The sequence below is a fragment of the Streptomyces sp. NBC_01775 genome (genome assembly GCF_035917675.1).
Lineage (GTDB): Bacteria > Actinomycetota > Actinomycetes > Streptomycetales > Streptomycetaceae > Streptomyces.
This window is the reverse complement of the sequence record NZ_CP109104.1, coordinates 6312540-6322506: the sequence shown is the minus strand read 5'-3', so window position 1 is coordinate 6322506 and position 9967 is coordinate 6312540. Positions and strand designations below refer to the sequence as shown.

Genomic DNA, 9967 nt, shown 5'->3' with positions numbered 1-9967 from the left:
TTCCGGGTGCGCCGCAGCCTGGACCCGCCGGGCCTCCCCGGGCCCGTCCCAGGATTCCCACGCGGGCCCCTGGGCGGGCGGCGCCGGGCTGGGCGCCGCGTCACCGTCCTGGCGTCCGGGTCACCGGAGGGGCCGGATCGCGTGAGCTCCGGCTCCCCCGCGGATGCGGCCGGCCCCCACGCCCCGTCCGCGTCCACCGAGCTTCGCCGGCCGTCTCCCTCCCCGAGTGATCCCGTAAGCGACCCCGAGGCTCCCCCGACAGCTCCCTCAGCCGCCCCGAACGCCCCCGCCGGCTGCCACCCGGCATAGTTCCCCCGCCCCCGCGTGGCGCCCCCTACGCGCCCCCGCGCTGCGTGATCCTCCCCCTCCCACCCGGCAGAGCCCGCACGCCCCCACCCGGCGGCATCCGCCTGCTCCCGCTCCGCGGCTCCTTCACGCCCCGGGCCGACGGCCTCTTCGTCCCCGCCCCATGCCCCCGCCTCGCCCCTATGCTCACCGGCTCCTGCCCGTGCCCCGGTCCCTGCGCCGGCTCGACTCCGGTCCTCAGCCCCGCGCCGATCCCGTTCCCGCTCGGGATCCCGGCCCCCGGGCATGCCCAGGGCGGGCAGCCTCATCTCCCCGCTCGCGTCCGGGTCCGTACCTGTCTTCGCTCCTGCTCGTGCGCTCATGCCCACCGACGGTAGGCACCCATGGCCCACCGCAGTGATCTTGCTCAATTCCCGTGGAAAACCCGCGAGTTGTGGATAACTCGCTCACTCATCTGAGTGAGAGCACGACTCCCAGCAGCCCGGGGCCGGTGTGGGCGCCGATCACGGCCCCGACCTCGCTCACATGGAGTTCTCGCAGGCCAGGCACCCGCTCGCGAAGGCGGTCGGCGAGCTGCTCGGCCCGTTCGGGGCTGGCGAGGTGGTGTACGGCGATGTCCACGGGCGCGTCACCGGCCCGCTCGACCACGATCTCCTCGAGCCGGGCGATGGCTTTGGACGCCGTCCGTACCTTCTCCAGCATGCCGATGCGGCCGTCCGCCAGTTCGAGCAGGGGCTTGAAGGCGAGCGCCGATCCCAACAGGGCCTGGGCCGCGCCGATCCTGCCGCCCCGGCGCAGATAGTCCAGCGTGTCCACGTAGAAGAGCGCCGAGGTGCGCTCCGCGCGCTTCTCAGCGGCGGCCACGGCCTCGTCCAGGCTTCCTCCCGCCCCGGCGCACTCCGCCGCAGCCAGGGCGCAGAAGCCCAGGGCCATGGCGACGACCCCCGTGTCGACCACCCGCACCGGCACCGGCGCCTCCCTGGCGGCCAACAGCGCGGCGTCGTACGTACCGGAGAACTCCGCCGACAGATGCAGGGACACGATTCCGGCCGCCCCCGCCTCGGAGGCGGCCCGGTAGGCCCGCGCGAACATCTCGGGGCTGGGTCGCGAGGTGGTGACGGGGCGCCGCTCGCGCAGCGCGGCCTCCAGGGAGCGGGCGGAGATCTCCGTGCCCTCCTCCAGTGCCTGGTCGCCGAGTACGACGGTCAGCGGAACGGCCTCGATCCCGTGCCGCCGCAGGGCGGCCGGAGGCAGGTAGGCCGTGGAATCGGTGAGGATCGCGACGGGGCCGTGCATGGAACGGAGGTTATCGGGCGCGGGGACGGAACCGTTCAGGAGGCGCTCCGCGGCCGACGCTTCTCGAAGCCGGGCTCCGCGTGCTTCCGCTCGGCCGTCGGGTCGGTGAGGGACGGGTCCAGCCCCTGGCCCGCGGGCCCCAGCGCTGCCTGGCCGGCCTGGGAGCGGCGGTCTTCCTGGGAGTCGGACCGGTGCTCACCGGCCGCCGTGGAGTGCCGGCCGTGCTGGTCCGGCTTTCGGGTAGCGTCCGACGGCGGATCGGGAGCCAGGGCAGGGTCCGCCAGGGGGTCGCGCGGCTTCCGGCCGGGGGTGGGATCCCAGTGGCGCAGGGCTCCCGTCTCGATGTCGATCCTGCCGCGCAGGTCGTCCAGCCCTTCGGCGTCGAACTGACGTGCCCGGTCCTGGGCGGCGAAGCGCAAGGAGTCGGCGGACTCCTTGATGTGCTTCATCCGGTCGCGCGCGTCGGGCAGCCTGGCCGCGATGCGCGCGCGGTCCGGCTCGCCCTCCATCAGCAGGCGCAGCTCTCCGTCGAGCTGTCTGGCGTGCTCATGGAGCTGGTCCAGCAAGGTGACGGCTTCCTTCAGCGCCGGATCGTCCTGGGCACCCGCCTCCAGGGCCCTGCGCGTGCTGTCGATGGAGGAGCGCAACTCCATGCGGACGCGCGCGACTTCACCGACGGGTCCGGGCTGCATTCCGCGCGCTTTGAGAGTCGTCTCCTCGACCGTGCGCCTGACCTGGGCGCCCGTCCGCTCGACACCGCGCTTCACGGCTCGCGTGGCGCGCACCGTGACGATCACTCCGAATGTCAAGAAGACCAGGAAGAGCACCAGGCCGATGACCAGTCCCACGTCCACGGGTCGCTCCTCCGTCCGATCGCCGCACCGTCTCCAGTTCAGCGTAAACGGGCGAGGAGGACGGCAGGTTCCGCCGGGACCCGGAGCGTCCCCGCAAAATTCCCGTAGGGGGAGCTCCACGACGGAGCCCACAACGGCCGCGTGACCGCACGGGGCCACAGCCCCATGCGGTCACGTGCCCCAAGAGAACCGCCCCGGACGCCCCACCGGATGAACGGAGATTCGATCACCCCCGTGCGGTACTGGTCGTATCCGGGCAGCGTCGCTCACTCAGGAACGATATTGACCAGCTTCGGCGCCCGGACGATCACCTTGCGGATACCGGCCCCGCCCAGCGCCGCCACGATGACGGGCTCCGCCAGCGCCATGGCCTCCAGCTCGGCCTCCGAGGCGGACGGCGAGACCTCCAGCCGGGCCTTGACCTTGCCCTTGATCTGGACGACGCAGGTCACGGTCTCGTCCACCAGGTACGCGGGGTCGGCGACCGGGAAGTCCTCGTGCACGACGGTGTCCTGGTGGCCCAGCTTCCGCCACAGCTCCTCGGCGATGTGCGGGGCCAGCGGGGCGATCAGCCGCACCATCGTCTCGGTCACGGAGCGCGGGACCTCGGACAGCTTGGTGACGTGGTTGTTCAGCTCCGTGATCTTGGCGATGGCAGTGTTGAAGCGCAGCCCTGCCATGTCCTGGCCGACCCCGTCGATGGCCTTGTGCAGGGCGCGCAGCGTCGCCTCGTCCGGCTCGGCGTCCACGACGGTGACCGCGCCGCTCGACTCGTCCACGACGTTCCGCCACAGCCGTTGCAGCAGCCGGAACTGGCCGACGACGGCCCGGGTGTCCCACGGGCGCGAGACGTCCAGCGGGCCCATCGCCATCTCGTACAGCCGCAGCGTGTCGGCGCCGAAGTCCGCGCAGATCTCGTCCGGAGTGACCGCGTTCTTCAGGGACTTGCCCATCTTGCCCAGTACGCAGCTGACCTTTTCACCCTGGTGGTAGTAGGCGCCGTCGCGCTCTTCCACCTCGGCGGCCGGCACGGCGATACCGCGCGCGTCACGGTAGACGAAGGCCTGGATCATGCCCTGGTTGTACAGCTTGTGGAACGGCTCCACCGAGGAGATGTGACCCAGGTCGTGCAGCACCTTGGACCAGAAACGCGCGTACAGCAGGTGCAGCACGGCGTGCTCGGAACCGCCCACGTACAGGTCGACGCCGCCGGTGGGCTGTCCGGGACGCGGCCCCATCCAGTAGCGCTCGACCTCCGGGTCGACCAGCTGCTGGTCGTTGTTCGGGTCCAGGTAGCGCAGCTCGTACCAGCAGGAGCCCGCCCAGTTGGGCATGGTGTTGGTCTCGCGGCGGAAGCGCCGCGGGCCCTTGCCGTCGCCCAGGTCCAGCGTGACGTGCGTCCACTCCTCGTTCCGGGACAGCGGGGTCTCCGGGGAGGTGTCGGCGTCCTCCGGGTCGAAGGTGCGCGGAGAGTAGTCCTCGACCTCCGGCAGCTCCAGGGGCAGCATCGACTCGGGCAGCCCGTGCGCGATGCCGTCCTCGTCGTAGACGATCGGGAACGGCTCGCCCCAGTAGCGCTGGCGGCTGAACAGCCAGTCGCGCAGCCGGTAGTTGACAGTGCCCTCGCCCAGGCCGTGCTCCTCCAGCCAGCGCGTCATCCGCTCCTTGGCCTCGGTGACGCCCAGGCCGTCCAGGGAGACGCCGTGATCGCTGGAGTTGACGATCTTGGCGTCGTACGAGCCGAAGGCGTCCTCCCAGGTGGCGGGGTCCAGCCCACGGCCGTCGGAAGGCTCGACGACACAGCGCATCGGCAGCTCGAAGGCGCGCGCGAAGGCGAAGTCGCGGGGGTCGTGCGCGGGGACGGCCATGATCGCCCCGGTTCCGTAGCCCATCAGCACGTAGTCGGCGATGAAGACCGGCAGCCGCTCCTCGCTGGCCGGGTTGACCGCGTAGGCACCGATGAAGACGCCGGTCTTGTCCTTCGCCTCGGCCTGGCGCTCCACATCGGACTTGGCCTCGGCCTGCGCCCGGTAGGCGGTGACGGCTTCAGCGGGGGTTGCGTAGCCTCCGGTCCACACATCGTGCGTGCCTTCCGGCCAGGCATCCGGTACGACCTTTTCCACCAGCGGGTGTTCGGGCGCCAGCACCATGTAAGTAGCGCCGAACAGCGTGTCCTGGCGCGTGGTGAAGACATCGATGCGCTCGTCGCCCACGGGGAAAGCGATCCTGGCGCCCTCGCTGCGCCCGATCCAGTTGCGCTGCTGGAGCTTGATGGCCTCGGGCCAGTCCAGACCGTCCAGGTCGTTCAGCAGGCGGTCGGCGTAGGCGGTGATGCGCATGTTCCACTGGCGCAGCTTGGCCTTGAAGACGGGGAAGTTGCCGCGCTCGGAGCGGCCGTCGGCGGTGACCTCCTCGTTGGCCAGCACGGTGCCCAGCCCGGGGCTCCAGTTGACGGGCGCGTCCGAGGCGTAGGCCAGGCGGTACTCACCCAGCAGGTCGGCACGCTCGCGCTCGCCCAGCCCGCTCCACGGCCCCCAGTTCCCGGGGGTCTCCCGCGCACCGGACTCGAACTGCTCGACCAGCTCCTCGATCGGCCGGGCCTTGTCCGCCTCGGTGTCGTACCAGGAGTTGAAGATTTGCAGGAAGATCCACTGCGTCCAGCGGTAGTACTTCGGATCGATCGTCGCGAACGTCCTGCGCTGGTCGTGACCCAGGCCCAGACGGCGCAGCTGCGCCGTCATCTGGCCGATATTGGCCTCGGTGGAGGTGCGCGGGTGCGTGCCGGTCTGTACGGCGTACTGCTCGGCGGGCAGCCCGAACGCGTCGAAGCCCAGGGTGTGCAGGACGTTGTGCCCGGTCATGCGCTCGTAGCGAGCGTAGACGTCGGTGGCGATGTAGCCCAGCGGGTGCCCGACGTGCAGGCCCGCACCGGAGGGGTACGGGAACATGTCCATGATGAACTTCTTGGGCTTGGCGACCTCCGCCGAGGCTCCGGCCAGGTCGCCGTCGCCGGGGTTCGGGGCCTCGTAGGTCCCGTGCTTCTCCCAGAAGTCCTGCCAGCGTGCCTCGATGTCGGCGGCCAGCGCCGCCGTGTAGCGATAAGGGGCCGCGGTCTCAGCGGCGGAAGTCATCTCGCTCATCGTCCTCAAAGCTCCATCGGTCGTCTCTGCCCAGCGCTCCCAAAACGAAAAAACCCCTCGCACAGGAGGGGGAGCCGCGCCGAGTCCGGCCCCGGTGAGGGGGTCCGGCGGTGATTCAGCGCGGCTCGCTAAGCAGAAGGCGTACGGCACGCATGCGGCCAGAGTACCGCAACCCCAAGGAGCCCTCCCTGGAGCCCCGGAAGAGCCCCGCCGGATGAGCCCGCCGGGAGAGCCCCGCCTCCCCAGGTCGGAGCGCCATCCCGCCTCGGGACGCCACCTCGCTCCGAGGACCGCCCTGGCCCGGGACGCCACCCGACTCGGACGAAAGAGCCGCGCACCCGAAACGGAAGGAAGCTCACCCACAACACCCCCACCGACCGCAGGGGGGAACGGGCGGCGAAGCCCCCGCCACGCGCGGCGGAACCGCGCAAAAACAAAGGAGACGAGCCAGCTCACGCATTCCGTGAGCACAGCTCGCCTCTCATTTCCGTGGAGCTAAGGAGAATCGAACTCCTGACCTCTTGCATGCCATGCAAGCGCTCTACCAACTGAGCTATAGCCCCGCATCTGGTCCGCCGGGGGCTACCCCGCGGCGGCTTCGCCAACCTTACACGCCCCGTGCCGCCCTCTGCCAAATCCCTTTCCCGCCCCTCGCCGCCCCGCGCACCCCGCCCCGGGGCGGGCCGGTACTGTCGAGCCGCGACGCCCTCCCCCCACGCCCCCCACGGGCCCCCTCGCACCCTGGAGCCGTACCCGTGAGCACGTTGCAGCAGGCCGCTGGTGACAGCAAACGATCCCTGGCGGTCAAGGCATACGCGCTGCGGCGGCCGGTCACCCTGGCCCTGGCCCCGTTCCTGGTGTCGTTCGCAGCCTTCTGGGCGGCGCAGCGCACCGCCGACGTCTCCATGATCGACTTGATGGTGTACCGCGCCGAGGGCTGGACCGTGCGCAACGGCTACGACCTCTACGCGATGCGCGCCACCTACGCCCACCTGCCGACGACCTACCCGCCCTTCGCCGCGCTGCTCTTCATCCCGCTGACGCTGCTCGACGTGGCCGGTATGCGCAGTTTCGCGACCTTCTTGAACCTCGGCCTGCTCGTCGTACTCATCCACCTGTCCCTGCGGCTGCTCGGGCGCCCGCTGCACGCTCCCCGGCCCGCCGCGACGCTGCTGATCGCGTCCGTCGCCGTGTGGTGCGAGCCGGTGTGGACGACGCTGCGCTACGGACAGATCAATCTGCTGCTGGCGGCGCTGGTGCTGTGGGACCTCTCGCGGCGCACCGGTCACCGGTGGGCGGGCGTGGGGATCGGCATCGCCGCTGGGATCAAGCTCACGCCCGCACTGTTCGCGGTCTTCCTGGCCCTGTGCGGGGCCGTCCAGGGCTGGCGGCTGCTGCGCCGTACCGGGCGGGCGGCCGACTTCTGGAACCCGCGGCTGCGCCAGGCGGCCGTGGCCACGGTGACCTTCCTGGGAACGGCGCTCTTCTCGGCACTGGTACTGCCCCGCGACTCGTGGCGGTTCTGGGGCGAGGCGGTCTTCGAGTCGGGGCGCGTGGGACGTACGGAGATCACCGACAACCAGGCCCTCAGCGGCGTCGCCGCGCGTCTTCTGCACACCGGCGACCCGGGCTGGCTCTGGGTGGGGCTGGCGCTCTTGACGGCCGTGCTCGGGCTGGGCTCGGCCGTGGCCGCCGCTCTGGCGGGGCGGCGCGGGCTGCCGCACGCCCACGCCTGGGCAGTGCTCGCCTGCGCCGTCACCGCGCTGCTGATCAGCCCGATCTCCTGGTCACACCACTGGGTGTGGTGTGTGCCGGTGGTGTTGCTGCTCGGCGCCGAGGCGCAGCGCCGATCGAGCCGCGGCTGGTTGGCGGGCGCCCTCGCGGCGACGCTGGCGTTCGGCTCGTACGCGCTGTGGTGCGTGCCCCGGGACCCCGCCTCGGACCGGCCGCCCGAACTCCACCAGAACGGCGGCGAGATGCTGCTGTCCGCCGTCTACCCGCTGGCGGGTGTGGCCTTCTTGGTACTGACCGCCGTGGTGGCCCTGCGCGCGCTGCGCAAGCCGACGCCCCACAACCGTCACGAGCCCCACGGCCCGTACGGGTCCCACGAGCCGAACGAGTCCCACGAGAAAATCGAGCCCCGCACCCCGGTCGTCGGGGCGGAACCGGCCGCCGGATGAAGCGAGGTGGCCGACGACGCGGTCAAGGCCCGCCCGCGCTCACAGCGTTGACGGTGTCTGCCCGAGCGAGACCCAAGAGCGCCGGTCAGGCCGTGGCGAAGGAGTAGAAGCGCTTCAGAGTGCAGTGGGCGTCCAGCAGCCGCCCGTAGATCGGCTCGCCGTCCAGCTCACGGTAGGTCTCGATCGGGTCGCCCTTTATGATCAGCGCCCGCGCGCAGTCCTCGCACCAGTACTGGTACGCACTGTTGACCGGCTCCATGTCGCGCACGATCGGGGTGCCGCTGCCGCACCAGTCGCACTTCCTGCTGTGGGCGCCCATCGCTCACTCAGCTCCAGATGTGGCCGCAAGCCGTGCACACGTAGGACACTCCTCCATTGTCGCCAAGCACTTGGGCGACGTTCGGCGAACCACAGGATGGGCATTGCAGGGAGCCGGGCATACCCGACGAGTGCTCCTGGCCGAGTGCGTGCCACGTGAGCCTCCGGTCGTCCTCCTGGTCGACGCTGAGGTCCGCCGCCGACATCGCACTCGTCCCTCCCCTTGGCTTTCCCCCTCCCAGCCGTCACGATTCTGCCACGTTCCAAGCCCTTGCCTAAGCCCCGGTCAGCGATCCGCGCGCAATCCCCCCACTCCGGACAACGCCGCCCTACCCACCGCTGCCCGGCACCCGCCAATATCATCCGGATCATGGTGTTTGCGCAGGTCCTGCCCTGTCTTATGCCTGGCGCCGGACCCTGCGCACCAGCCCGTCCACCGGCCCGGCCAGTGCACCCACCGACGCCGAAGCCGCCAGAGCCAGGCAGGTCATCTTGAACGCGTCGGCCGATGTGGCCGCCGAGGTCACCGCGCCCTCGGCGTGCTCCAGAAAGAGCGCGCCGAACAGCGCCACCCCCGTCACCATCCCGAGCTGGGCCGTGGTCACCAACAGGCCACTGGCATCGGCGGCTTCGCTCTGTCGTACGCCGGCCAGGGTACGGGCGAGCACCGGGTTGTACGAGAGCGAGAGGCCCAGCCCCATCACGGCCATGCAGACCGCGAACCAGGCGCCGCCGTCACCCCCGTCCGACATCAGCGCCGCCAGCCAGACGAACGCGGTGGCCGCCGTGAGGAATCCGGCGAACGACAGCCTCGGATGCCAACTCCCGGGCAGCTTCCGCCAGGTCATTCCGGTGACGGCGAAGACCACCGCCGTGGGCACGAACGACAGCCCCGCACGCAGCGCGCTGTGGCCCAACCCGCTTTGCAGGTGCAGCATCAGCACCAGCAGCACTCCCGCGTTGACCGCCATCATGCAGCAGATCCGGACGATCGCCAGCGGCACTCCGGCGGCGCGCAGCACCCGGGGAGATATCAGCGGGCGCCCGCCGCGCCGGGCCAACAGCACCTCATAGCACGCGAATACGGTGAAGGACACGGCACACAGGCCGAGCGATATCCATCCCCACAGCGGCCAGCCCTGCTCGCGTCCCAGCACGACCGGGACCGTGAACAGCAATACCGTGGCGGCCAGCAGCGCCAGGCCCGTCAGGTCGGGGGCGTCCGATTGCCGGCCCGCCTGCCGATCCGCTCTGCGCTCCGCCCTCCGGGCCGCACGCTCGTCACGCACGCCCATCAGCCACGGGCCTGTGGCGAGCAGCACGAGGCCGACCGGGACGTTGATCAGGAAGACGGGGCGCCAGCCCCAGCCGAACAAGTCCGCCTCGACCAGCACGCCGCCCAGTATCTGGCCGGCGGCAGCGCCGACTCCCAGCACGGCGGCGTACACGCCCAGGGCCCTGCCCCGGGAGGCACCGGTGAAGGTGCGCTGGATCAGGCTGAGCACCTGGGGCAGCATCATCGCCGCACCCGTCCCCTGCACCAGGCGGAAGGCGATCAGTGAGCCGGCGCCTGTGGCCAGGCCACAGGCGAGGGAGGCGGCGGTGAAGACGGCGAGGCCGCCGAGGAAGATCCGCGCGTGACCCATCACCCCGCCGAGCCGGGCACCGGTGATCAACAGCACCGCGTACGCGATGGTGTATCCCGCGACCACCAACTGGAGCCCGGAGCCGGAAGCGTGAAGGTCCGCCCGCAGGTCCGGGGCCGCGACGTTGACGATGAAGGTGTCCAGCAGCGACATGAACTGGCCCGTCAGCACGATGGCGAGCAGCCAGCCGGGCCGCGGCCCGTGCCGCCCTCCCTCCTCGCTGCTCC

Annotated in this window: 6 protein-coding genes, 1 tRNA gene and 1 pseudogene; 1 reads left to right on the top strand and 7 read right to left on the bottom strand. The window is 71.0% G+C overall.

Annotation, left to right across the window (positions count from 1 at the left end):
* Positions 1–756: 756 nt before the first annotated feature.
* From OHB04_RS28080 to OHB04_RS28065, 4 genes are all read right to left on the bottom strand, one after another.
* Positions 757–1602, bottom strand: a complete 846-nt coding sequence (locus OHB04_RS28080; RefSeq protein ID WP_326808560.1) for a DegV family protein — start codon at positions 1600–1602, stop codon at positions 757–759.
* Between the two features lie 35 nt (positions 1603–1637).
* The gene (locus tag OHB04_RS28075; RefSeq protein WP_326808559.1) at positions 1638–2456 is read right to left on the bottom strand and encodes a hypothetical protein; all 819 of its coding nucleotides are present in this window, start codon (positions 2454–2456) and stop codon (positions 1638–1640) included.
* 266 nt (positions 2457–2722) lie between these two features.
* Complete coding sequence (gene leuS / locus OHB04_RS28070; RefSeq protein WP_326808558.1) at positions 2723–5596, bottom strand: leucine--tRNA ligase; 2874 nt, start codon at positions 5594–5596, stop codon at positions 2723–2725.
* 490 nt (positions 5597–6086) lie between these two features.
* Positions 6087–6159: transfer RNA gene (locus OHB04_RS28065), tRNA-Ala, on the bottom strand.
* A 192-nt stretch (positions 6160–6351) separates the two neighbouring features.
* Here OHB04_RS28065 and OHB04_RS28060 point away from each other — a divergent pair.
* Positions 6352–7776 carry a glycosyltransferase 87 family protein gene (locus OHB04_RS28060; RefSeq protein WP_442814966.1) on the top strand — a complete coding sequence of 475 codons (1425 nt, stop codon included), beginning with the start codon at positions 6352–6354 and terminating at the stop codon, positions 7774–7776.
* An 85-nt stretch (positions 7777–7861) separates the two neighbouring features.
* Here the strand turns inward: OHB04_RS28060 and OHB04_RS28055 are convergent, their stop codons facing one another.
* From OHB04_RS28055 to OHB04_RS28050, 3 genes and pseudogenes are all read right to left on the bottom strand, one after another.
* Positions 7862–8095 (bottom strand): hypothetical protein, encoded by a 234-nt coding sequence (locus OHB04_RS28055; RefSeq protein WP_326690421.1) that lies wholly within the window; start codon positions 8093–8095, stop codon positions 7862–7864.
* A 7-nt stretch (positions 8096–8102) separates the two neighbouring features.
* Positions 8103–8204 (bottom strand): annotated as a pseudogene (locus OHB04_RS41940) (zinc ribbon domain-containing protein); the annotation flags it as partial.
* Between the two features lie 288 nt (positions 8205–8492).
* A complete protein-coding gene (locus OHB04_RS28050) occupies positions 8493–9911 on the bottom strand; it encodes an MFS transporter (protein ID WP_326808556.1) in 1419 nt (472 codons plus the stop codon).
* Between the last annotated feature and the right edge of the window lie 56 nt (positions 9912–9967).

Bases quoted from the DNA above. Each gene is read 5' to 3' on its own strand.
- OHB04_RS28080 (WP_326808560.1), bottom strand. From the start codon at position 1,602: ATGCACGGCCCCGTCGCGATCCTCACCGATTCCACGGCCTACCTGCCT.
- leuS (WP_326808558.1), bottom strand. From the start codon at position 5,596: ATGAGCGAGATGACTTCCGCCGCTGAGACCGCGGCCCCTTATCGCTAC.
- OHB04_RS28055 (WP_326690421.1), bottom strand. From the start codon at position 8,095: ATGGGCGCCCACAGCAGGAAGTGCGACTGGTGCGGCAGCGGCACCCCG.